Genomic DNA, 23999 nt, shown 5'->3' on the forward strand with positions numbered 1-23999 from the left:
TAGGTCATCGACTCGCGGGAAGGCTGCAGCACACGGGGTATGCATCGTGTCACCCTGGGCGAGCTGGTGCTGTGATCCGTCCGACCTGGAGGTTTGCGAACATGCCGATTTGGCAGGACGCCGCGGACTCGAACCGGTGGCCGGGCAGCGCCTTTCCGCTCGGAGCCACCTACGACGGGAGCGGCACCAACTTCGCCGTCTTCTCCGAGGTGGCCGAGAAGGTCGAGCTGTGCCTGTTCGACGAGCGGGACGGTGAGGAACGCGTCGAACTCAGGGAAGCCGACGGCTTCGTCCACCACATCTACCTGCCCGATGTCGGCCCCGGTCAGCGGTACGGATTTCGCGTCCACGGCCCCTACCAGCCGGGCCGGGGACACCGGTGCGATCCCAACAAGCTGCTGCTGGACCCCTACGCGAAGGCGATCGAGGGGGACGTCGAGTGGAACGAGGCGGTCTTCCCCTACCGTCTTGGCGCGCCGCACCGACGGAACAACGCCGACTCCGCCCCCTACGTGATGAAGTCGGTGGTGACGAACCCGTACTTCGACTGGGGGCATGACCACCGGCTACAGATCCCCTACCACGAAACGGTGATCTACGAGGCCCACGTGAAGGGCCTGACGCGGACCCACCCGGCCATTCCCGAGAACATCCGGGGCACCTACGCCGCCATGGCGCATCCGGTGATGCTGGATTACTTCACCGAACTGGGCGTCACCGCCATCGAGTTGATGCCGGTCCACCAGTTCGTCCAGGACCACCATCTGAAGCAGCAGGGCCTGTCCAACTACTGGGGCTACAACACGATCGGATTCTTCGCCCCGCACAACGCCTACTGCTCCTCGGGCCAGCGAGGCGAACAGGTGCAGGAATTCCGCTACCTGGTCAAAAGCCTGCACGAAGTGGGCATCGAGGTCATCTTGGACGTGGTCTACAACCACACGGCGGAGGGCAACCACCTGGGCGCCATGCTGGCGTTCCGCGGACTGGACAACGCCGCCTACTACCGGCTGTCCGACGACCCCCGCTACTACTGGGACACCACGGGCACCGGTAACAGCCTGCGCATGGACCATCCGTTCACCCTGCAAATGATCATGGACTCGTTGCGGTACTGGGTGGACGAGATGCACGTTGACGGCTTCCGCTTCGACCTGGCGGCCACCCTGGCCCGGCAGTTCCACGACGTGGACCGGCTGTCCTCCTTCTTCGACCTGGTCCAACAGGATCCCGTCATCTCCCGGGTCAAGCTCATCGCCGAGCCCTGGGACGTCGGCGACGGCGGTTACCAGGTGGGGAACTTCCCGTCGCTGTGGACCGAGTGGAACGGAAAGTACCGCGACTGCGTGCGTGACTTCTGGCGGGGCGAGGGCGGCACCCTGGGGGAGTTCGCCTCCCGCCTGACCGGTTCGTCGGACCTCTACCAAAGTGACGGACGCCGACCGTACGCCTCCGTCAACTTCGTCACCGCCCATGACGGATTCACCCTCCGCGACCTGGTCTCCCACAACGACAAACACAACGAGGCCAACGGCGAGGGCAACCGCGACGGGGAGAGCCACAACCGCTCGTGGAACTGCGGGGTGGAAGGGCCGACCGACGACCGGGAAGTACTCGCCCTGCGCGCCCGCCAGCAACGCAACTTCCTGGCCACGCTCATGCTGTCCCAAGGCGTGCCGATGCTCTCCCACGGGGACGAGCTCGGCAGGACCCAGCACGGCAACAACAACGCCTACTGCCAGGACAACGAGCTGTCCTGGGTGGACTGGTCGGCGGTCGCCGAGGGTAGCGCGATGCTGGAGTTCACCCGGGAACTCATCGCGTTCCGCAGGAACCACCCGGTGTTCCGGCGGCGGCGGTTCTTCCAGGGCATCGCGGTGCGCGGTGGTGGGGACGGCCTGTCGGACATCGCCTGGTTCACTCCGGCGGGTCGTGAGATGACCGACGAGGACTGGGACGCGGGGTTCGCCAAGTCGTTGACGGTCTTCCTCAACGGGCAGGCCATCTCCGAGCCGGACCCGCGCGGTCGCCGCATCCAGGACGACTCGTTCCTACTGCTGTTCAACGCCCACCATGAACCGCTCACCTTCACGGTGCCGCTCGGCCTGGGGGCATGGTGGAGCGTGGCCGTGGACACGGCCATCCCCTATGTGGAATACCGATCGCTGATCAAGTCCGGTACCGAGGTGGAGGTCGAAGCCCGAGCCCTCCTGGTGCTGCAACAGTCCCGGCAGGAATGAGTACCACGCCGCTCCAGCGCCGGGTCCCGAGCGCCTTCCGCCCCGCTCTTGCCGAGCAGTGGGTGTGGCGCCACACTGCTCAGCAACAGTCCGCACTCACGAAGCTCCATCCGTCGTCGAACTCGGGCGCCCGCCAAGCGCGTTGGACAAAACGTCGTGCACGCAGCGCTCGCCACGAACCGTGCTGGGAACCAGGTTTCGAACCCATGTCGCAGATGCCCGAGCCGCGCAGAGGAGCCGCACGGTGACGACGACACGTGTCGCTGGTGATGAGCACACCAACGGCCAAGACCAGCGACTGCGCCGCCGACTGGGGTTCTGGCAACTCACCGCCATAGCCTTCGGCGGCGTGATCGGCTCGGGCTGGCTGCTCAGCCCGATGCATGCCGCCCGCACCGCCGGCCCCGCGGCGCTGCTCACCTGGATCGTGGGCGGCCTCGCCCTCGTTCTGATCGCGCTGGTCATGGTCGAGTTGGCCGCCTCGATCCCGGAGACCGGCGGGCTGGTGCGGTGGCCCCTCTACACCTCAGGACGGCTCGTCGCGACATTGGTCGGTTGGGGCATCTGGGTTTCGTACGCCACCAACCCGCCGAGCGAGTCGGCCGCGGTGCTGCAGTACGCCAGCCACTACATCCCGAACCTGTACCGTGCCGGCCACCTCACACCACTCGGCATGGTGGCCGGACTGGCGCTCATGGCGGCCTTCGTCGCGGTGAACTGGTTCGGCGTACAACTCTTCGCCCACGTCAACCTCGCTGTCACCGTGGCCAAGTTCGCCATTCCCGTGCTGACCGTGGTGGCACTGCTCGCATCCGGTTTCGACGGCCACAACTTCACCGGGCACGGCGGCTTCGCGCCGTACGGGTATGCCGCACCGCTGTCCGCGATCGCCACCGCCGGAGTCATCTACGCCTACACCGGCTTCCAGGGCCCCATCGACCTGGCCGGAGAGGCCCGCAACCCGCGCCGCGACATCCCACGCGCGGTGATCACGGCACTGCTGCTCTCCATGGCCCTCTACCTCGTCCTGCAGATGGTCTTCATCGCCGCCGTGCCCGCCGGGAAGCTGGGCGGTGGCTGGCACGGCGTCAACTTCAACTCCCCGTTCGCCGAACTCGCCACCTCACTCAACCTGACCTGGCTGACCTGGGTCCTCTACGCCGATGCCATCGCCTCGCCGGTCGGTTCCGCACTCGTCTTCACCGCGGAGACCAGCCGGGAGGCCTACGCCCTGGGCAAGAACCGGCTGTTGCCCGCCGCCGTGGCCAGAGTGCACGCGGGCTCCGGGGTGCCGCGACGCGCACTCTTGGTGAACTTCGCCATCGGCGTTGCCTTCCTGCTCCCCTTCGGCAACTGGCAGTCCATCGTGGCGGCCACCAGCGTGCTGGGCCTCTTCGCCTACTCCATCAGCGTCGTCGCCGAGGCCTCGGTACGGCGGGTGGACCCCGGACGAATGGCCAACTGGGTACGCGGCACCCGCTGGTTCGCCCCCGCGGCCTTCGTGATCGCCACCCTCATCTTCTACTGGGCGGGCTGGCACGAACTGCGCGTCGCCCTTCCCGTACTCTTCCTGTCCGCGCTGCTGTACGCGTACCAGCAGATCCGGCGGGAGCGCGACCTCGCCGACCTGACCGCCGGGCTCTGGCTGGTCGGCTACCTGGTGGCGCTGCTGCTGTTCTCCTGCCTCGGCAGCTTCGGAGGCTCGCGGGTGATCCCCGCACCGTGGGACTCCGTCGCGGTGGCAGCCGTCGGGCTGGCGGCGTATCTGCGGGCGCTGCACGATTCGGCGCGCCACCTCGCCGTGCATCCGCTACCGCACGGATAGCCGGGACCGCGGTTGCGCGACAGTCAGGCGGGGACGGACTCCCGGGCATGGCCGTGCGCCCGCTGGGCGAAGGCACGAGCCGGTGTGCCGGTGGCATCCTCCGCGTCGGCATCGGGCCGGCCGCCGTCGCGACGAGGATGACAGGCGGCCGAGAGGCGGTGCTGGTATCCGCGCCGAACCCGTCTGAACGGCCGAGGAGGCGATCACCCGCGGTGGAGGCAACGCTCCAGTTCTGCGAGGTCGTAGAAGTAACTGCCCCTGGCCACGGGCCTGCAGGAAGCCTTGAACGCGGTTTCCCTCTCGTTGTAGAGCATCCGCACGAGGTGTTCGGTGCCGCCGCCGTCGCGGGGCCCCGCGTACACATCCCACTGCACGTTCGCGGCCATCGGTGCCACTCTCGCACCACGCCAGGGGTTGTTCCGGTAGGTGTACGGCCGAGACGGGTCCGCTGCCCTGGTGCTGCCGGGTAGCCCCAGCAGCACGGCCAGGGGCTCGATCTCCTCGGCGTGGGTGAACCGCAGCACCGCGCCTTTGCCACTGGTGCCGCTCGCCTTCGCCTCTGCCTGCCTGAAGAGGTCGTCGAGCAGGACGTTCGCCATCTTGTAGGTGATCGTGCGCCCGCGGAAGGCGGGCCCCTTCTCGTAGAACTCCTCGGCGTCGTCCAGGTACGCGAACCACTCGGCGTCGCGTGCCGGGAGGAAGGCGTCGAGGTCCGAGTTCGGGGTCTCGATTCGCAGATCGGGCGCGACGCTGTACAGCTCGTACAGCGAGCGGGAGAAGTCGATCTGGTCCGCCGTGCTGGTCGCCGCCACGAAGTCCGGGCCGAACAGCCGCGAGAACACGTCCTTGGCCGCTCGGGCCGTGCGTGGCTCGCCGTCGATACGGGTGAGGGTGGCCCCCAGCTCCGGGTCATGGGACAGGTAGGCCTGGTAGTCGGCGTTCTGCGGCTGTTTGTGGAAGTACAGCAGATCCTTGTCGGCGACCGGCTTGCGTATCAGCCCGACCAGGCCCGGATCACCCTGGACCAGGCCGCTGGTGAAGGCGTTGGCGCTGGCCACGGTACGGGGAACGCCGGAGGTCTCCACCTCGATCGGCTCTCGCCGGTTGCGGATCGTGCGGAAGAGCGAAGGCAGGCGGCGCTCCATGCGCAGCGCGGTCTGCCGCTGCTCCCGGGCACCGAGCCCGGAGAGGTTGCCGTAGCCGATCGAAGCGGCGCCAGTCAGCAGCGATCGTATTCGCGGGGCGAGTTGGGCACCGAGTGGGGTCAACGCGCTCTGCCTCGCGGCACTGTTCAGCACCGCGACCACCGAATCGCCGTCATCGCTGTCGGTCATCGCGCGGGAACCATGGCGTGAGACGGTCTCGGTGAAGATCGGGGTGAAGCCGTGGGGCGGGCGCTGGTAGTCGCCGAGTCCCTCCTGCGGAGCGTACGGCGTCTTCGTGGAGAGGAACTGCCACTCGGCGTGTGCGTGGCGGACATCCTGGGCGAAGGCGTGGCCACTTACGAGGGCGACGGACGCCAGCAGGGCTACGGCGGTGGCGACAGCAGAGCGCTTCACGGCGGGTTCCTTCGAGGAGGCGAGGGGCGGTGGACCTGACGACCTCACAGGCGACTCATAGGAGCCTCACAGCCGTGTTCGAACCCGCCCTGGCTTCCAACGGAGCTACGGGTGAGGTGTGGGTGAACTCGGGAGCCGTCCCGGACGCCCGGACGGTCCTGGTGCGTCCGCGGGCAGCGGCGCGACTGACGACTGAGTGGCGCCGGTCAACGCGCCTGCGAACCTCGTGGCGCTAACAGGACATTGGGGGCTGCGGCGATGTTTAGCGTCCGCCAGATGGGTAGGAGGCTACTCAATTGTCGAACAACAACTGTTCATCGACTAGCAGGAGGCAAGGAGAATGTCGGTCCAGCTCGCTCACCAGCAGGTCGGCGCCAAGGGTGACGATGTCGTGGACAGTTCCAGTAGCGAGGACGCGTACTGTCTTGACGCGCTCGTCGAGGGACGGGCGACCACCGCGGAGGTTCGGCAGGTCAGCAAGGCGATGTTCGAGCGTCTTGAGGTCCTGGAGGAGGGGACCGAGGAGTACCAGTACGTTCGCAACACGCTCATCGAGTCGAACATGACGCTGGTGCGGTTCGCGGCCAGGCGGTTCTCCCACCGCGCGGACCAGATGGAGGACATCCTCCAGGTCGGGACGATCGGGCTGATCAAGGCCGTCGACCGGTTCGATCCCGCCTACGGCGTCGAGTTCCCCACGTTCGCCATGCCGACGATCATCGGGGAGATGAAGCGGTTCTTCCGTGACACGAGCTGGTCGGTGCGGGTACCGCGTCGTCTGCAGGAACTGCGGATCGACATGGCCAAGGCGACCGACGCCCTCGCCGCGGAGCTCGACCGCGCGCCGACCGTCGCCGAACTCGCCGAGCGCCTGGGCATCAGCGAGGAGGAGGTGCTCGAGGCCCAGGTCGCGGCCAACGCCTACACAGCCTCGTCCATCGATGCCCAGTCCGACGATGAGGACGAGGAGGGCACCTCGTGGATCCAGCGTCTTGGCGTGGAGGACCCCGCCCTGGAAGGGGTGGAGAACCTCACGGCCCTCAAGCCGCTCATCGCCGAACTCCCCGATCGCGAACGCGCCATCCTGTCCATGCGGTTCGGCTCCGACATGACCCAGAAGGAGATCGGCGAAAAGCTGGGTATCTCCCAGATGCACATCTCCAGGCTGCTGTCCCGGACACTGACCCGGCTGCGCACCCGGCTCCTCAGCGAGGTCTGAACTGAGCCGGAACAACGGCACCACCCGGATGGGGGCGCCTGCGCTCCAGGCGACGCGCTGGAGAAGCCCGCAGCCCGAGAGGAGAAGGGGCGGTGGGAACCGGGCGAAAAGCACCGGTGAACACTGACCGGGAGTACCCAGCCGGGCGCGGCGGCATCAGCGGTGCCGCCGCGCCCGGCCGAAGGCGGCCGTCACGTGTTCACGGCTCCTTACAGGTCCTGGACCCGGCGGCCCGTCGCGGAGGCGAAGCCCAGCCAAGTGTGCCGGTTGCCCGCCCAGCACCAGCCGATCTTGGGGGCGTTGCGGCGCTCGCGGCCGTCCCGTCCGGTGCCGTTGCTGATCCAGATCGCAGGGGTGCGGGCATCCAGGGCGCCGTTGGCTTTGCGCAGCCGGGAGCCGATGGTCATGAAGCAGTGGTTGCGCTCCAGGACGGCGGGCTGCTGCATCACCCAGTGGACACCCTCAGTGAGCAGCAACGGGGTGCGGGCCTCCGCGGTGAGGGCGGGCAGCGCCTCGTTCGGGCTCCAGTTGGCCATTTGGTCGCCGCGGTCGAGGCCGGTGAGGAGGTAGAGCGGGGCGTCGGGCAGCGAGACCGTGTCGAGTGGGGCGAAGAGGTCGACGTCGGGCATGTCGGTGACCACGAAGCCCGGCTTGCCGTCGTGGCGGAGCAGCGGCGCGAGGGCAGAAGCAGGAGCGTGGTCCGGGTGCACAGCGAGCAGGGCGCCGTCGCCGCCCGCAGGGGCCTCGGCGGCCGCGGCGAAGGAAAGAAGTTCGGTAGCGGGCAGCCCGGCGATCTCGTGCACTCCCAGCTCGATCAGTCGCTCGGCCTGCACGCTCAGAGCCGGGAGTACGGGAAGAACGGTGGATGTGGCGGACGTGGTCTCGGACACGATGCTCCAGGGGTAGCGACGTGGACGGGCCCACAGGCAACGAGGCGCCCCGCCGGATCATTCCCGCCGCCGCCCCCCGCCGAGACACAACGACATATGCAGGGTGGACCCGCGCGCATCGGAAACTCCTGGCAGCGCTCACTGCCTGATGATGCGATTCCGCTTCACCACGCGCCCTACCGCGAGAAGGAGAGCGGAGGCGGCGGTCACCAGGAACACGGCGCACGCCACCGCGAGGAGCCACAGCAGGCCCTTGACCATGAAGCCGATGAGACCTGCCACGACGCAGGCCAGAACCACTGCGAGAACCGCCGTACGCATTCTTGCCCCACCTCCTGGTATCGCTCGTCCCCGGCCCTACCGGCGTGCCAGACGCCGACCGCCCGGGGTCTCGGCTGGTGTGTACTCCAGCCCGTAGTGGTTGTACACATCGACCTCGGCCTCAACCGGAAGCACACCGCCTGGCTCAAGTGCCGGCGCCTTCCGCACCAACGCCGCGGAGTAGGCGACCCTCACGTGCCGGGGAGCCACTGTCGCGCCGCGCAGTGGTACGAAGGCGTGTCGCTGGCTGGTGAGTAGGCCGAGTTTGACCACCGCGAAGACCGGTTCGTCCGAGGATGTGTCGACGTAGACGTCCGCGAGGCGCCCCACCCGGTGTCCCTCGGGGTCGACGACCTCCTCGCCCAACCAGTCGATGATCGACTCCGCGTTGACGCTCATCTGCCCGCCCGCCCTTCGCCCGGCACGCGACTCACCGTGTCGGCGTCCTTCCCGCACGGATCCCTACGGCAGCGCCTGCCCGATATCTCGCGACCGACACCATCCCCTGCACCCGATGCTGGTGACGAGAGGGTGTGCGAGCCGTCCGTCGAACTGGGTTCAGCCCGGGGGAGGTTGAGCGATGGGGCCCGGGTCGGCCACCCATACGCGGACAAGTACGCATGGCCAACTGGCTGTGAACGGTGAGTGAATGCCGATGGCTTCGTGACCTCCTGCTCAGCGGCGGCCCCCTGCTCGTGGTGGTCCCCGCGCGCTGTGAAGTGCCGTGTGACGAGTTGACTTTTGCCGCGACGTTGGTATGTCGGGCGGCAACACGGGCAGCAGTGCTCCCATCGCGGACGGACTCGGAATTCCAGGGAGATGCTGATGGGCCGAACGGATGACTGCTCGCTGAATCGCCGTGGGCTGCTCGCCAAGGCCGGCGCGGTGGCGGCCGGTGGCGTTGCCGCGGGGCTGGCGGGCCCGCTGGCCGCAGCGCCCACCGCGACCGCCGCCGCGGCCGGACCGCAGGCCACGGCGTTCGGGCCGGTGGCTGTCCGGCCTGGCGACCGGCGGTACGCCAGCTTGTTGCTCGGCGACAACTTCCGGTTCGTTGGCCGCCCGGAGGAGATCCGTGTGGCCGGGTCCACGGATCAGGTGTTGCGTGCCGTCTCGGACGCGGTGCGTTCCGGGCGGCGGATCGCGGCGCGTAGCGGCGGGCACTGTTTTGAGAACTTCACCGCCGATCCCGCGGTGCGGTTGTTGTTGGACCTCTCCCCGATGGACGCGGTCGGATACGACGCCGAGCGGGGCGCGTTCGCCGTGCAGCCGGGGGCCACGCTCGGGCATGTGTATCGGACGTTGTTCAAGGGCTGGGGCGTGACGATTCCGGCGGGTGGTTGCCCGGAGGTGGGTGCTGGCGGGCACTTCGCGGGTGGCGGATACGGGCCGCTGTCGCGGCGGTACGGCTCGGTGGTGGATCACCTGTACGGGGTGGAGGTGGTGGTCGTCGACCGTGACGGTACCGCCCGTGTGGTGGTGGCCACCCGCGAGCCGGACGACCCGAACCGTGACCTGTGGTGGGCGCACACCGGCGGTGGCGGCGGGAACTTCGGCGTGGTCACCCGATACTGGCTGCGCTCGCCCGGCACCACCGGCACCGACCCGTCACGGCTGCTGCCGCCAGCACCACGCAACGTGCTGGAGTGCGTGGTCGTCTGGAACTGGGACCGGCGCATGACCGAGCGGGCCTTCACCAGACTGCTGCGCAACTTCGGTGACTGGCACGAGCACAACAGTGCGCCCGGCTCGCGGTACACGGGCCTGTACGCGATCCTGATGCCTATGCACCGGGTCTCCGGAAGCATGCAGATGACCGTGCAGATCGACGCGGACATCCCGAACGCCAACGACCTGGTGACCGAGTTCCTCTCCGCGGTCACCGCCGGAACCGGTCTGAGCCCGACGCTCAACACGCGGCAGACCGCGCCGTGGCTGCACCCCACGACCTGGCCGGGCACGGGGGAGGCCGGTGACGTGGCCACTCGCCGCTACAAGCTCAAGGCAGGTTATCTGCGACGCTCCTTCACCGACCGCCAACTCGGCGCGATATACCAGCACTTGACCGACTCGTCGAAGAACTCGACCAGGGGAATGCTGCTCATCGGGTACGGCGGCCGGGTCGGTGCGGTGCCTTCAACGGCCACGGCGGTCGCCCAGCGGGACGTGGTCATGAAGGCCGTGTACCAGACGATCTGGTCCGACCAGGCCGACGACGCGGCCAACCTGGCCTGGATCCGGGACTTCTACCGCGACGTGTACGCCGACACCGGCGGGGTTCCCGTGCCCAACGAGGTCAGCGACGGCTCGTACATCAACTACCCGGACGTCGACCTGGCCGACCCGGCGTGGAACACCTCGGGCGTGCCGTGGCACACGCTCTACTACAAGGACAACTACCCACGCCTGCAACGGATCAAGGCTCGTTGGGACCCGCGCAACGTGTTCCACCACGCCCTGGCGATCGAACCGGCCAAGTAGCCGATCGGCGGTAGTACAGGGGCTGGCAGACCCCCGACGTGCCGCCGCTCATGTCACGACATCGGCGATGTCACTTCGGATTGGTCGTCTCTGTGCGCGGTGCGGGACCGGGACCGGGGTGAGACGAGGGCGCGAGCCGCCTGTCGGCGGGTATGGCGCCGGAGCACGGGAAGCGGAGCGAGCCGGCGTAAGCGGCATACGGGAGTCGGGTTCGTACCGCCGGGACCTCAGAGGGGTTGGGCGGGGTAGGAAGGCGTTGCCGAAGCGCAGCAGAGCGGAGCGGCTCGCATGGGCGAGGCCGGTGTCGAGATCGCCCAGGACGCGCTGGCCACAGCGTTGTTGTGCCGTCTCGGCGGAACCTGGCCCACCTGGTGTACCGGGGTGCGCACCGCTCCGTTCCGCGCCCACGCGTGGGTCGAGGTCGGTGGCGTACCCATGGGGGAACCCGTCCCGGCTGGCTACTACACCCCGACCCTCAAGGTTCCGCCTCGTACACAGCCATGACAGCGGCCGTCCTTCGCTGCGCCGACTTCAGGCGGGCAGGCTGCCGAGCCAGTCGGTCAGGAGCCGGTTGACCTCGGTTGGACGCTCCTGCTGGATCCAGTGGCCGCAGTTGTCGAGGATGTGGGAGGAGACAAGGCCAGGCAGCGTGACGGGATAGGCGTTGATCGCCTCGGCCATCCACGTGGTGGAGGCATCCAGGCCGCCGCCGATGAACAGCGACGGCTGCGTGATGGGGGCACCGTCGAAGTCAGCGAGGTCCTCCCAGTCACGGTCCATGTTCCGGTAGCGGTTCAGCGCGCCGGACAGCCCCGTACGCTCGAACTCTCCGGCGTAGACGTCGAGATCGTCCTCGCCGAGCCAGTTGGGCAGCCGGTCTGCGGGAAACCGGTCGCGTAGCGTCCCGCCCGCGCTGACGAAGTGCGGGTCCGCGGCGCTCGTTGGGGGCATCGTGTCGGCGGACAGGGCCGCGTAGAAGCCCGCGAGCCAGCCGCGCACATCGGGCTCGATCTCCGCCTCGGCGCGACCGGGCTGCTGGAAGTAGGAGACGTAGAACTCGTCGTTCCCGCCCATCCGCTCGAAGATCTGACTGGGCCGCGGGCCGCCGCGGGGAGCGTAGGGAACGCTCAGCAGCCCGACCGCACGGAAGACCTCCGGCCTGAGCAGGGCGGAGTTCGCGGCGATCGTCGCGCCCCAGTCGTGGCCGACGACCACCGCCGACTCCTCGCCCAGCGCGTGCACCACCGCGGCGTTGTCATCCACCAGATCGAGCATCCGGTACGCGGCCGTCCCGCCAGGCTTGGAAGAACGGCCGTATCCGCGGACATCAATGGCGACCGCGCGATACCCGGCCGCAGCCAGTACCGGCAGCTGATGGCGCCAGGAGTACCAAGACTCCGGGAAGCCGTGCACGAGCAGCACCAGTGGCCCGTCTCCCTGCTCCACCAGGTGGACCCGGCCTGCCGGAGAGGCGACCAGGCGGTGCGTGGCATCCGTAAGCTGCTTCGGCATGGGTCCTCCAGGACTGTTGGTCGGCTGTGGGCCACACCGCAGCGACTCGCTGGTGCATGGCTCAGCGCCGATCATGCGACGTACGAGTGGGCGACGACGAGACTCCTTGCCGGTTCAGCAAGAAACTGCACGACGCACGCTCACGGGCTGGGTCAGGCGGCGGGGTTTGGTCCAGTGGCTGACCGCGCACAGCCGCAATCCGCCCTCCCCGGTGCCTTGTTCGAGCCAGCCTGCCATCTCCTGCGAGCCGCGAGCGGGGCGTCTCTACCGCAGAGAGCAGTCAAGCGGTCAACCCGCGCTGCTCGGTGCGGTTCGCAGCAGTCCCTGATTGCGCGTGCGGGGAGTTGCTCGTCCGTTTTCCCGAAGGTGCCCTGGGGGGCTCATGAACTGACCGCCGAACGGGTGTAATTCCCCGAACGGGGCATTTTCAGCAGGGCGGGAGGCGTCTACCCGCATACCGTGGCGGATCAGTCGTTTGTGACCCCCATGAGGAGCGTGGCGTGAAGAAGTTGCAGAAAGCTGTCGTTGTGACCGCCGTTGCCGGAGGAGTCCTGGCCAGTGGCAGCGGCCTGGCATTCGCTGACTCCGTTGCGAGCGGAGCGGCGGTCGGATCGCCGGGCGTCATCTCCGGTAACGTCATCCAGGTCCCGATCAACGTCCCGATCAACCTGTGCGGCAACAGCATCGACATCATCGGGCTCCTCAACCCGACGTTCGGGAACACCTGCATCAACTCGTGACCAGTCGCTGACCACCGAGCTGCGGCATCACGACGACCGGTTCCGGGCAGCCGCGCCGGAACCGGTCTTTTCGCTTGCCCGGCTCGCTCGTACGGGCGTCGCGGCTCGGCCTCCGGCGGCCGCCGCGGCGCGGACGGCGTTGAGCGGAGCGGCGCACCGACGCGGAGCCGGTGCACGAGGTCGGGGCTGGCGATGAAAAGTGTCCCGGACGAGAGGAGGTCGGCCAACACTTCATCCACCAGGCGCCGTTGGCGGGTCAGCCGTTACGCGGGGATCAGCGAGGCAGTTTCACGCAGTTGGCGGTGCAACTCGCGATGGGTGGTCCCCGCGGGCAGCCATTGTTTGCGCAGCTTCGCGACGCATGTGTAGTTCGTGTCGCAGACGTTCGCCAGCGGCGACTCCGCGGCCTGTGTCACCAGTTGGTACGCGTCGAGGCGGGACAGCCCGAAGTCGCGGTTGAGCCAGTCGACCAGGTCGAGTTGGGCGATCCGGAAGGCGTCTTCGAGCGGACGGGCGGAGCCGGTGGAGATGATGTGGGTGTCGGATTCCAGCCGCGGCCAGGGCGTGGTGACGCCCTTGAGGAGTTCGACGATCACCACGGTGTTCATCGCGCACTCCACCGCCACCCCGCACGTCTCGCCCTCGCCCTGCCGCGCATGCCCGTCGCCCAGACTCAGCATCGCGCCCGCCACGTTGACGCCGAGGAAACACGTCACGCCAGACCGCATCTCGGGGGTGTCCATGTTGCCGCCGTGCGCGTCGGGGACAAGGGCGGAACGCACCTCCAGTCCGGCGGGTGCGACCCCGACCGTGCCGTGCATCGGATCCATCGGCAGTTCGATCTGGATGCCGCTGTCGCGGGCGCTGAACAGGCAGGTACGACGTGCACGGTCAAGTTCCCACATCCAGACGACCTCGGGCAGCGGCTCCTGCAGTGATGCGGTGGTGTGGGTCGAGGTGAGCGCACCGAACAGCGGCACGGTCGTGGAGGCGGCCCAGTCGCGCGCGGGTTCGATGGACACGAAGTGCACGGCCACCGTGTCTCCCGGCTCGGCGCCTTCCACGTAGAACGGGCCGGTCTGCGGGTTGAGGAACGGGAACTCGCACACACGCGAGACCAGATCCTTCTCCGACCGGACGCGCCCGGCGAAGCAGTCTTCGGTGTACAGCCGCAGTACCGTCCCCGGCTTGATGTGCGTCAGCGGCGGTACGCCGCCGAACGTCCAGGCGAACTGGTCCGGTTCGGGCCGCACGGTCACGATCTTCGGATCGCTCATTCGGGTGCCGCTCCACTTCTGTGAGGGGTTCGCTGTTCCTCGTCCTGGGCATGGACCCGTCCGACCAAGGCAAGCCGCTGCGGATGGCGCCGCCGCAACACGAGCAGCACGCCCGTACCCAGCAGCATCCACACTCCCACCACCGCACCCGCGTACGACACGGGCGCGGCCAGCTTGGCTACGAACCGGAAGACGGGAAGTCCAGCCGCTGTCAGCAGGGCAGGTACGAAGGCGGCGATGCCCAGGACCGGGAACAGCAAGTGCGGTACGAGGCGCAACTGCGCGCGTCGCCTGCGTAGGAAGAAGCCCGCACAGGCGAGGTTCACCACGATGTAGACACCGATGACGACCGTCACGATGATGGTCGCGACAAGGTAGAAGGCCGTGGTGGGGCCGTATCCGAACCCCAGGCCCAACGCCACCGCCAGTGCGACAGCGCACTGGGCACCGACGGCCACCACGGGGGAGCGGTGCCGGGGGTGCACGACGGCCAGTGCGCGAGGCAGTACCCCGACGCGCCCGAACGCGAAGGCCGTACGTGTCGCGGTGGTGACGCCGGCGTTGGCATTGCCCACACAGGAGTTGACGACGGCGAGGAACACCAGCACCCACATCAGCCCGAACGACGCCCGCGCCACCCCGTCCCAGGATGCCGCCCCCTCTGCCCCGAACGAGGCGAACCGGTCGGGCCCGTAGAAGACGGCCATGGCATACGTGGTGAACACATAGATGCCTCCGACTCCCAATGCGGCGAAAAGCACCGCCAGGCGCACGGTGTGACGTGGCCGGTGGGCTTCCTCGGCAAGTGGGGCGGCGGACTCGAAGCCCGCGAAGGCGAGGATGCAGTAGACCGAGCCGGCCAGGACGCCACCGGCGCCGGAGAACCCTGGCGCGGTGTGCGCGGTGGTGAAGACGGACCAGGTGTTGTGGGCTCCGGCGCGTACGGTGAGCAGCACCGCGAGGAGAAGGAAGACGGCGATCTCGAAGAGGCCCAGGGCGGTGCCGAGTCGGGCGGCGGCCCGGATGCCGTACACCCCTGCCACGGTGATGACCGCCGCCCCGGCCAACGCCCATGGCCACCACAACTGGGCCGGGTAGCCAGCCCATTGGCCATGGAGGCTCCCGGCCATCGTGAAGCCGAGTTGAAGCAGCAGCATCGGGGCGACCAGTGCCTCCACGAACACATAGGCCCAGGCAACCAGGAACCCTACTGCGGAGTGCAGGCCCTGGGCGCTGTACGTGGCCACCGAACCGGCGTCGGGAAGGTGGCGGGCCAACTCGCCCACACACGAGGCGGTCAGCAGACAGCCGATGAGCGCGACCAGCACGGACAGCGGAAGGCTGCCGCCGGCGAAGGCCGCGCCACCGGGGATCGAGGCCACGACGGCGGCCCCCGGGGCCATGGCGGTGATGCTCTGGAACAACACCTCGCGCACGCCCACCGCGTCACGCCGCAGCCCGGCTTCGCCACCATCCTGCCGGTCCGTCACCATCCGTTGCTCCTCAGGCGTTGCCCGCAGTGGTGATCGCGTGTCGCGGAGGCCAGGGTAGGTGCGTGAACGGTGTGGTGGAAGAGGGCGAGATGACGATGGCTTGAGCGGCCCGCGTGCCCAGGGTTCCGCTTGTCGCTTGAATTCAACTCCCCGAAATTACTGGCGATTTTATGGCTGAAAAGCTTCGACCCACGTCCCAAAGATTCCTCGGTTTTGTCTTGGATTCGACAGGATTTTGCACGCCCATGGTTGTTCGGGCAAGATCAATCCGGAGCTGCCGACCGCGTCACGGCATTCGTACGCATACCCATGGAGCCTTCATGCGCACTTCACTGCCCGGCCTCAAGGCGCCCGACGACCCGATGCCCGCAGCGGTGCTTTCTCTTACGGTGACGAGCGGAATGCTGGATGCGATCAGTTTCCTGAGCCTGGGCAACGTCTTTGTCGGCATGATGACCGGCAACGTCATGGTGGTGGGCTTCGCTCTCGGGGGAGCGCCGCACTTATCCGATCCCGCTCCGTTGCTGGCCGTCGCCGGGTTTGTGGCGGGTGTCGCTACGGCAGGTGCCGCTTTCCGTGTCGCGCCGGGTTGCCGGCGTTGGCTGTTTTCCGCTCTGGCGGGTGAGATTTCCCTGCTCGCGGTGACCACGGCAGTGGCGTTCCTCGCTCCCGACTCGCGGATGGGCCGCAACGCTTGCGTCGTGCTCTTGTCGACGACCATGGGCATCCGTTGTGCCGTCATTCGCCGCATCGGCGTCCCCGAACTCCGTGCGACCTTCGCGTTCACCGGTGCCCTTGTCGCGCTGGTGCACGACGCCTGCGCCGGCACCGGCGCCCACGCCTCCCGCCGGTTCGGCATCATCGCCGCCATGACCTTCGGCGCTGCTGTCGGTGCGGCAACCGTCATCCAACTCGGTCTCGGCTGGTCGCTGCTGGCCACCTCCCTCGCCGTCGCGGCCATCACGTTCGCCCTCCGGTTACATCCACACCTCAACCGGAACGACAGCTTCTTTGGGCTCGATGGGGTTGGGAGCTGAAGTAATGGCGGGTCGGATCCCTGTGCCGGAGTGATCCAGATCGGATCTGTCCGTGGCGGCGACTTCGTCGGGGCGTCCGACGCGGCCGAGCGGAACCATGGTCGCGGGCTCTGCACGTGCAGGCACGGCCAGCGTAATGGAAGTGGCCCCCGGTCAGTTCAGACCGGCCACCGCCCGTGCCGGTGGGCTGGCCAGCAGTCGTCTGGGCAGACTGCCGTCATCTGGCGGGCCCGCGTGCAGCCAGCGGGAGACTGCTGTCGCGTCGGCGGGATCGGTGAGGGGGCCGAGGCGGGTCGGCGTGCCCGTGGGTCGGCGGCGGGTGTCGCAGGGCTGGACCACGGCGAAGATCCGGGGTGGCGCTGTCGACGCCCGCCGCATCTGGCCAGGGCCACGACGACCCGTCGCTGTCGTGTGCTCCTGCCTGCCCGGACATCCCATGGCCTGCCGCTGGCTGACTGCGGTACATGCCGCTCCACGGCTTGTGCCCCCGGGAGTACTCCGAAAGCCCGACCGAACAGGGGAGTTGGTGGTTCACTCACAGTGCGGATCGCGGCCAAGGGGCGGCTGCGCAGGAGGGGGATCGCGATGCGGGATGCGAAAGAGGCTGCTCGGCAGGAGTTCGTCTCAAGTGTTGCCCGGCAGGCCGTTGCCGTCGTGGCACCCGAGGAGTTGGCGTTCTTCGCCCCACTTGCGGCGGAGTTCGCCAGGCGTGGCGAGGTGCGGCGCGATCACCGGTACTCGGACGGGATCATCGAGTCGGGCTGGGACGCGGCGGTGGCGCTGGTCACCCCTGTGGCGCTGACCTTGGCCAGTTCGCTCTACAACCGGCTCACGGACAACGTCAGCGACGAGATCATCAAGCGTGGCGGCCGTGAACTGGGCCGGGCCTGGAGCCGGTTGCGCGGACGACGACGAGCCGATGGCATCGCGGCGACCGCGCCTGAAGCCGAGCCCGGTTCAGCGACCGCCGCGGATCTGCGTGACCAACTTCTCCAGCGCGCAGGGCAGTTGCAGTTGCCACCGGAGAGTGCCACGGCGCTGGTGGACGCTTTGCTTGCGGTGGTTGCCAAGAGTGCAACGGGCGAGGACGGGTCGACGGGGAACGGCCTGAGATGACGCGTTCCGCCGACGGCCCGTTCAGCGCTCCGGCCAGCACAACGTTACGTTTCGGCACGCTCATCCTGCTGTCCGCGAGCGCGACCGCGATGTGGTATTGGCTGTTCAGCACCATCTGGCGCCCGATCGACGGCGTCGCCGCCCAGGCACGGTGCGAGGTGCGCAGCGGCTACTACCTGGCGATGGGCAAGTGGCTGCCGCCCGACGAGCAGGCGCGATACAACCAGTACCACCGGTGCATGGCGAACGTGACGCCCAACAGCGTTCTGTGGGTGGCGGTTTCACTCGCATTGCTGGCCGTGGTGACGCTGGCGCTGTTCGCCCTACAGCCGGTGTGGCGCAGGCGGCGCAAGCGGTTGATACCGATCGAGGCGCTGTCGGCGGCGGACACCACGGCCCTGCGGGAGGAGTTGCGGGCGCTGGTCCGCACCGCGGGCCTGGCCCGGCCACCGAGGTTCCTCATCGAGTCGGCCAATCCGCGTCCCGCAGGACGGGCGTTCGGGGGACTCGGGCGGCGCGAGGTGTCGTTGAGCGCGGGTTTGGTGGTGCAGCTCCGGCATTCTCCGGAGAAGTTCCGCGCCGTGGTGCTGCACGAGCTGGCCCACGACCGCAACGGAGACGTGACCATCACGTATGTGACACTCGCGGCCTGGCGCGCGTTCGTGCTGGTGACGGTGATCCCGGCGCTGGCCTCCCTGGTGGACCCGGCCCTGGCCACGGCCCAGCCGTTTCGCAACCCGTTCCAGGTCGGATGGTCGCTGTGGAGTACCCAACTGGCCACCTTGGGCTGGTTCTTCCCGGTCCTGACGGCCCTGGTCTACGTCTCACGCATCGCGGTCCTCCGGGTACGGGAGGGCTACGCCGACGCGCGGGCCGCGCAGTGGCTGGCGCCGGCGGTGTTGCGTGAGGTCTTCACGGCGGCCGCTGCGCAGGACGGTACTCGGTGGTGGCACACCCATCCGAGGTTGGCAGCTCGTGTCCGCCTGCTCGGGGAGCCTGTGCGCCTGCTGCGGCCCGGGTTCTGGGAGAACTTCACGGCTGGCTTCGCCGTGCAGATCGCGGGCATCTACGCCTATCTGGCGCTGGACTCAAGCTGGGACGGCTCGTCCGGCTCACTCATCAACCAGGGTGCGCACGACGCGGCGACGTTGGTCACGGCCATGGTGGTGGGCATCGCCGGCTGGCGCGGTGCCAGCTTCATCGGATCCGGACAGGGCGGGCGCGGTGTCTACACTCGCGCGGGGCTCGGCCTCGGCCTCGGCCTTGCCTCGTCGTACGGCCTGGTCATGCTGCGCGAGGGCCTGCTGTTGCACAACTCCCCTGCCCTCTCGGTCAATTCGTTCACGCTGGCCGGCCTGGGACGGGATCTGGTGCTCGTCGCGCTCATGCTGGTGTGCACCGTGCTGCTGTGCCACTGGGCCGGCTACTGTTCGCAGTTGGTGGGTGCGACGAGCCGGTGGCCGGGTGGTCTGCTTGCCGCCGTCGCCGTGCTGGCCGGAGCTTGGGCCTGTCTGCGCTGGTGGAACAACCTCAACTACGGCATGCCACCGATCGCGGACACGTTGGCGGGCGACGCGTCGATGTGGCGGCAGAGTGTGCTGGAGGCTCACTGGACCGTGCTGGACCCGGCCGTGGTGAAGGGCGTCCTGTACCCCTTCGTGCTGTTGCCCGTTCTCGGGCCGGTCACCAGCTTCGCCGCGCCACTGCTCTGGCTGGTGCCGTTGCTGCTCGGCGCGGCCCGGCGGGGGACTGTGCGGTCCGCCGCACGCAGCGGTGTCGTCGCGGCGCTGGTGTGGCTGGTGATCGAGGTCAGCCTGCGCGCGGTGGCCCATGCGACCGTGCCGTCCGGGACCCGTGCGGGAGGTGGGTTCGCCGTGGTGTTCGTCTGCTGGGAGATCGCTGCCGTCCTGGTGGTCCAACTGGGCACCGGTCTGGTGCTCGGCGCCCGGCGGATGAGACTGATGCCAAGTCTGTTCGCGACCACCGTCACCGGTGTGCTGTGTTGCCTTGCCCTGTGGGCAGCCCATGTCACCGACTCCTGCGTGCCCGGTCTGCAGATCTCGACGGCCGGTTGCCCAAGTCACGGCGATGTCTTCGTCGCCTTCCAGGCCCTGCGGGACGTCGGCTTCCTCGGGTCTGCCATGACGGTCGGCGGTGTCCTGCTCGGGCGGGCGCTGCGCCGCTCGCCCCGGTCACGTCCCGCGCTGGGGCACTTGTCCGGGACGGCACCGCGCCTCGGCCTGGTGGCCTTGGCCTGCGGCTTCATAGGACTGGCCGCCTGGCCACCGCCGCACCATGAGAAGGTCGACAGCGTGGGTGTGGACTACGTGGCGCCGCACTTCGACCCCGCGGAAGTCGCCCGAGAGAGCTATCCGGATTGGCTGAGGGGCGGTGGGATCGCCCAGGCCCTCACGGCGCAGAGCGCCCTCACCAATCTGTTCAAGGCAGCCGAGCCCGCACTTCGCCAGCAGGCCACCTGGGCCGCGATCTCCCACGACTCGCGATTCCGACTCGCCTGCCAGACCCTCGCCCACGTCGCACCGCAAACCGGGGCCTTCCCGCCACCGCCGGGAACCGCGACCAGCGCCCACTGGGCCGCCTACGTCCAGTTGATCGCCGGCTTCGCCGAAAGGTGCACCGCAGCCACCGAATCCGCGGATCCCGGCACCGAGACGGCAGATCTGACGGCCGCCATGAGAACCTCGCTGCAACCCGCGGACGACATGACCGCGGACATCGTGGCGGCCGGGAAGTCGATGCGCTGACACCCGGCGGACGGTGGAGCCGCTGCGGCGACCGCTCTGACGCTCACCCGCGTCGACTCTGCTGTGAAGTTCATCGACCAAAAGCTGACGGCAACTGAGTTGGGCCAGCCGCGCCTCGTCTGATCGCGGCGTCAGAGCGCCCCTGTATGGCCAGTTGAGCGGGCGCAGTTGCAGGCCAGGGAGCGACTTGGTCGGGTAGGGAAGGGTCAGGGTGACAACTCCCAATATAGCCGTGCAAGTTGGCGCACGGTGGACCGCGTCTCGCCTTCCAACTGCGCGAGACCGCGGCCAGCGCTGCCTTCCGTGACGCCGTAGCGCATCATCGGCCGCCTCGGGCCTCGCCCGGCGTTCAGCCCGGCACGCTGGTCCGCAAGGACGTCGTGTTCATCGTCGACGGAACCCTGGTGCCTGCCGATCCTGTACGGGACAGCCGTCAGCAGCCTTACGTGGTCCAGGCGGACCGACAGGGGGGCGGGCTTCGGTACCACCCGTGTCGGCGACGGGATACTTGCTGGCCCGTGCTTCGTTCGCCAGGCCGACAGCGCGCATGGCCTTTGTGTAGTCCGGGCCGACACCACGCAGCAGCACGTGGGTTCCGCGACGCGCGAACGCATCAACGACCGCCCGCAACGCCATCAGGGCGGTGGCGTCGACCGAGGTCACCCGAGACATGTCCAAGATGATCAGGCGGGCCGGGGATCGTCTGACGGGGTGCAGGAGACGGTCGGCGGTGGCGAAGAACAGCGCCCCTTCGAGGCTGAACCTGTCCGTTTGCTCCTCTGGGAGTCCTGCGCTCAGATTCCATCTGACGGGAAGCGATTCGAAGAACACCGGTCTCCCAGGCGCGGGCACCGGCTCGACGTGTGCCGTACGGGCGATTTGCCGCAAGGCCAGTGATGCCGCCAGCGTGGATCCGGCGGCAAGAGCGATCGCGAAGTTGAAGACAAGCGGAGTGGCCGCTGTGACTGCCACGACCACGGTTTGGCTTCGGTCAACACGGGCGAGCGTGCGCAGTGCTTTGACGTCGATCGACCGGACCATGGTGGCGATCACGACCCCTGACAGCGCTACGCGAGGAATCTGGGCGATCAGCGGTGCGGCGGTCAAGGAGATGAGGGCCAAGGTCGAGCAACCCGCAAGGGAGGCGACGCGGGACGTGGCGCCAGCACGAACGTTCACGGCCGTGCGCGCGGCGCTGCCTGTGGCGGCTATGCCTCCGAAGAGAGGAGCGGTGAGGTTGGCGGCTCCCTGGCCGAACAACTCCCTGTCTTCGAGACGTTGGTCCGCCGCGTTGATCGGTTGTGTCGAGATGACGGCCCGCAACGACTCAAGAGTCACCAGCAGCGCCAACAGTGCGGCGGAAGGCATAAGGGCCGGCACCGAGGAAGCTTCCAGGAACCTCACCGAGGGCAGGGGGACCCCGCCGGTGCCGTATCCGATGTGGTGCAGTGCCAGATGCAGTCGGAGGGTCAGCACGGTGACAGCGGCGATTGTCACCGCGGTGACGAGTCCAGGCAGCGGCGATCGGCGGTCGACCAGACGCACCGTCATCGTCACGCTCGCCACAATCACGGTATGCCAGTGCGGATGTGCCATAAATGCCGTGAGCGCCCTGGCCGCTGTGAAGGCGACAGGGCCACCGTGCCTGCCGGACGGGCCCAGAATGACGGTGAGTTGCCGAAGCACGATTACCAGTACGCCACCGATGGTGAACCCTTGGATCACTGACACGGGCATATGGCGCACGACGCGACTGGCGCCGATGAGGGACGCAATGATCAGGAGAAAGCCGGCCAGTAGTCCTACGGTAAGGGAGCCGGCGGGCCCGTAGGTACGTGTCACGGGAGCCAGGACCGCGACGAGCACTCCCGTGGGAGCGGTGACTTGTAGAGGAACTCCGCCCAGCAGGGCCGCGATCGCTCCACCCAGCACTGCGCTGATCACCGCGGAGGCGGCCCCAAGTCCGGAGGCGACTCCAAGTCCGAGTACTGAGGGCAGCATTGACACTGCCGCGAGCGCTCCCGCTCTGACGTCCCTGCGCAGCGAGCGGCGGACGGCACCCAGGTCTTTCTGGGCGGAATGGACCGAGCGCGAATCGCGGGCTGCCGTGCGAAGGCGCGCACCGGAACTACCAATGTGACTCAATCAGAGCCACCGCCTTCACACCGACGTGAGCAGGGGATGGAGCGCGGGTTACGGCGGGCGTGTCTCCTTTTTGCCGAGCGACGCCCCGTGAACCAGTGCTGCGGTAAGACCAGAAGGTCTTGTGATGAACGGCTTGGATTGAGGTGTGACGTCAGCCGCCCAGAAGTCTGGCGCGGCAATCACGGCCTCGGTTGGTAAATTGCTTCGAAGCGGCGTCATTTGTCGCTGAGTCAAAGTCAGGTGCAGTGTCACACTTTCTGCGTGGCCCACGCAAGCAGTCTGTGACTATCAATCTCATATAACTGGCTGGGCTGGAAGACAAATGCGTGGGGCCGACTTCCGGGGGCGCGGTGGTGTCGCAGGCCTTACGCATCGGCCCTCGCGTACGGAGGTGGTCGCCATGCGGTCCGACGCCCGGCGGTTTCGCGGTGGCTGCGGCCAGGCCGGGTGGCAGACGCTCTGCTCCTTACTTAGCCTACTAATTGCAGGCGCGGTATATTGTGAAAGTGTGATCGATGCTGGGCTGTGGGGGAGCCCCGGCTGCAAGTGGAGGAGGAGCCATGGCTGCCACGGACGCCACGGCGACCGGTCTCGCTCACGGCTGGTATGCCCTCTCCCTCCTGCACGGTCGGATCGAGGCGCACATCGAGCGTGCCCTGCAGAGTGGGCATGACCTCAGCGTGCGGGAGTACTCCCTGCTCGACGTTCTCAGTCATCAGCACAACGGCGAGGGCGGCCATCTGCGCATGAACCAGGTCGCCGACGCGGTGGTCCTCAGCCAGAGTGCGACCACCCGGCTTGTCACGCGCTTGGAGGACCGCGGGCTGCTCGCCCGATATCTGTGCCCGACCGACCGCAGGGGCATCTACACCGATGTCACCGAGGCTGGGCTCGCCCTGCTCGCCGAGGCGCGCCCGACTCATGACGCGGCGCTGCGCGAGGCCCTTGACCGTGCCGGCCAAGATCCCCGACTGACGTCGCTCGTGGCGGCTGTCGAGACGCTGGACGGTCCCGCGGCTGCCTGACGCCGCGCGCCGACCCCCGGTCGAGTTTCGTGGGCGCCTTCGTGGCGTTGATCTCCGCCTTGCGCGGATCGGGCTGCTTTGCCGGGCGCCGACCGGCGCAGTCCCTGCGGTAGCGATGGCCCGTAGGTCGCCCGGAGTGCTTGGTGCGCGCTCTGATTGCTGGCTGCATGGCTTCTGGTTTGCCTGGTCGCCCTCCTCGCGCGGGTTTGTGTACGTCGGCGCAGCCGGCGGCTGTGGGTGCTGCGGCGCTGTAGGGGCCCTCCTCACTGACTCCACACCTCTTCCGATAGATGCACTTGCAAGTATCAGGCGTCTGCAACTATTGTGAGAGCATGCTAAAGGCTCACTCAAGCAACA

19 protein-coding genes are annotated in these 23999 nt (G+C 68.1%); 10 read left to right on the forward strand and 9 right to left on the reverse strand.

Annotated elements, in window-relative coordinates; all coding sequences use genetic code 11:
- Positions 1-101: 101 nt before the first annotated feature.
- A complete protein-coding gene (gene glgX / locus P3G67_RS11370; protein ID WP_269855881.1) occupies positions 102-2240 on the forward strand; it encodes a glycogen debranching protein GlgX in 2139 nt (712 codons plus the stop codon).
- Positions 2241-2484: 244 nt separating this feature from the next.
- Positions 2485-4065 carry an APC family permease gene (locus P3G67_RS11375; RefSeq protein ID WP_391858236.1) on the forward strand — a complete coding sequence of 527 codons (1581 nt, stop codon included), beginning with the start codon at positions 2485-2487 and terminating at the stop codon, positions 4063-4065.
- A 203-nt stretch (positions 4066-4268) separates the two neighbouring features.
- On the opposite strand, the gene P3G67_RS11380 is transcribed toward P3G67_RS11375, so the two are convergent.
- Entirely contained in the window at positions 4269-5624 is a 1356-nt protein-coding gene (locus P3G67_RS11380; protein ID WP_276093328.1) for a histidine-type phosphatase, read from the reverse strand.
- Positions 5625-5964: 340 nt separating this feature from the next.
- Between P3G67_RS11380 and P3G67_RS11385 the strand changes: the two genes are divergently transcribed.
- A complete protein-coding gene (locus tag P3G67_RS11385; protein WP_269855884.1) occupies positions 5965-6843 on the forward strand; it encodes an RNA polymerase sigma factor SigF in 879 nt (292 codons plus the stop codon).
- Positions 6844-7052: 209 nt separating this feature from the next.
- Here P3G67_RS11385 and P3G67_RS11390 read toward each other — a convergent pair whose 3' ends face one another.
- From P3G67_RS11390 to P3G67_RS11400, 3 genes are all read right to left on the reverse strand, one after another.
- Positions 7053-7733 carry a DUF5701 family protein gene (locus P3G67_RS11390; protein ID WP_276093329.1) on the reverse strand — a complete coding sequence of 227 codons (681 nt, stop codon included), beginning with the start codon at positions 7731-7733 and terminating at the stop codon, positions 7053-7055.
- A 138-nt stretch (positions 7734-7871) separates the two neighbouring features.
- Positions 7872-8054, reverse strand: coding sequence for a hypothetical protein (locus P3G67_RS11395; RefSeq protein WP_276093330.1), 183 nt, complete (start codon positions 8052-8054; stop codon positions 7872-7874).
- A gap of 36 nt (positions 8055-8090) precedes the next feature.
- Positions 8091-8453, reverse strand: a complete 363-nt coding sequence (locus P3G67_RS11400) for a PRC-barrel domain-containing protein (protein WP_276093331.1) — start codon at positions 8451-8453, stop codon at positions 8091-8093.
- 426 nt (positions 8454-8879) lie between these two features.
- Here P3G67_RS11400 and P3G67_RS11405 point away from each other — a divergent pair, with 426 nt between their 5' ends.
- Both P3G67_RS11405 and P3G67_RS11410 read left to right on the forward strand, forming a co-directional pair.
- The gene (locus P3G67_RS11405) at positions 8880-10532 is read left to right on the forward strand and encodes an FAD-binding oxidoreductase (RefSeq protein WP_276093332.1); all 1653 of its coding nucleotides are present in this window, start codon (positions 8880-8882) and stop codon (positions 10530-10532) included.
- 288 nt (positions 10533-10820) lie between these two features.
- Complete coding sequence (locus tag P3G67_RS11410) at positions 10821-11036, forward strand: lasso peptide biosynthesis B2 protein (RefSeq protein ID WP_391858237.1); 216 nt, start codon at positions 10821-10823, stop codon at positions 11034-11036.
- A 27-nt stretch (positions 11037-11063) separates the two neighbouring features.
- Here P3G67_RS11410 and P3G67_RS11415 read toward each other — a convergent pair whose 3' ends face one another.
- Entirely contained in the window at positions 11064-12044 is a 981-nt protein-coding gene (locus P3G67_RS11415; protein ID WP_276093333.1) for an alpha/beta fold hydrolase, read from the reverse strand.
- Between the two features lie 500 nt (positions 12045-12544).
- Here P3G67_RS11415 and P3G67_RS11420 point away from each other — a divergent pair, with 500 nt between their 5' ends.
- Positions 12545-12784: a chaplin gene (locus P3G67_RS11420; protein ID WP_276093334.1), complete on the forward strand. Its 240-nt coding sequence runs from the start codon at positions 12545-12547 to the stop codon at positions 12782-12784.
- Between the two features lie 263 nt (positions 12785-13047).
- Here P3G67_RS11420 and P3G67_RS11425 read toward each other — a convergent pair whose 3' ends face one another.
- Both P3G67_RS11425 and P3G67_RS11430 read right to left on the reverse strand, forming a co-directional pair.
- Positions 13048-14061 carry an acetamidase/formamidase family protein gene (locus P3G67_RS11425; RefSeq protein ID WP_276093335.1) on the reverse strand — a complete coding sequence of 338 codons (1014 nt, stop codon included), beginning with the start codon at positions 14059-14061 and terminating at the stop codon, positions 13048-13050.
- Positions 14058-15554, reverse strand: coding sequence for an APC family permease (locus P3G67_RS11430; protein ID WP_276093336.1), 1497 nt, complete (start codon positions 15552-15554; stop codon positions 14058-14060). The genes P3G67_RS11425 and P3G67_RS11430 overlap by 4 nt, the downstream gene beginning before the upstream one ends.
- A 320-nt stretch (positions 15555-15874) precedes the next feature.
- On the opposite strand from P3G67_RS11430, the gene P3G67_RS11435 reads away from it, so the two are divergent.
- Entirely contained in the window at positions 15875-16591 is a 717-nt protein-coding gene (locus tag P3G67_RS11435) for a YoaK family protein (protein WP_276093337.1), read from the forward strand.
- 153 nt (positions 16592-16744) lie between these two features.
- On the opposite strand, the gene P3G67_RS11440 is transcribed toward P3G67_RS11435, so the two are convergent.
- Entirely contained in the window at positions 16745-16969 is a 225-nt protein-coding gene (locus P3G67_RS11440; RefSeq protein WP_276093338.1) for a hypothetical protein, read from the reverse strand.
- Positions 16970-17176: 207 nt separating this feature from the next.
- On the opposite strand from P3G67_RS11440, the gene P3G67_RS11445 reads away from it, so the two are divergent.
- Both P3G67_RS11445 and P3G67_RS11450 read left to right on the forward strand, forming a co-directional pair.
- Positions 17177-17707: a hypothetical protein gene (locus P3G67_RS11445; RefSeq protein WP_276093339.1), complete on the forward strand. Its 531-nt coding sequence runs from the start codon at positions 17177-17179 to the stop codon at positions 17705-17707.
- Positions 17704-20472 carry a M48 family metalloprotease gene (locus P3G67_RS11450; RefSeq protein WP_276093340.1) on the forward strand — a complete coding sequence of 923 codons (2769 nt, stop codon included), beginning with the start codon at positions 17704-17706 and terminating at the stop codon, positions 20470-20472. Before P3G67_RS11445 ends, P3G67_RS11450 begins: the two co-directional genes overlap by 4 nt.
- Before the next feature lie 384 nt (positions 20473-20856).
- Here the strand turns inward: P3G67_RS11450 and P3G67_RS11455 are convergent, their stop codons facing one another.
- Positions 20857-22617, reverse strand: a complete 1761-nt coding sequence (locus P3G67_RS11455; protein WP_276093341.1) for a SulP family inorganic anion transporter — start codon at positions 22615-22617, stop codon at positions 20857-20859.
- A gap of 560 nt (positions 22618-23177) precedes the next feature.
- Between P3G67_RS11455 and P3G67_RS11460 the strand changes: the two genes are divergently transcribed.
- A complete protein-coding gene (locus tag P3G67_RS11460) occupies positions 23178-23642 on the forward strand; it encodes a MarR family winged helix-turn-helix transcriptional regulator (RefSeq protein WP_276093342.1) in 465 nt (154 codons plus the stop codon).
- The last annotated feature ends 357 nt before the right edge of the window (positions 23643-23999 follow it).

Origin of the sequence: Streptomyces silvisoli, assembly GCF_029269905.1 — a bacterium.
In the GTDB taxonomy this organism is placed as follows: domain Bacteria; phylum Actinomycetota; class Actinomycetes; order Streptomycetales; family Streptomycetaceae; genus Streptantibioticus_A; species Streptantibioticus_A silvisoli_A.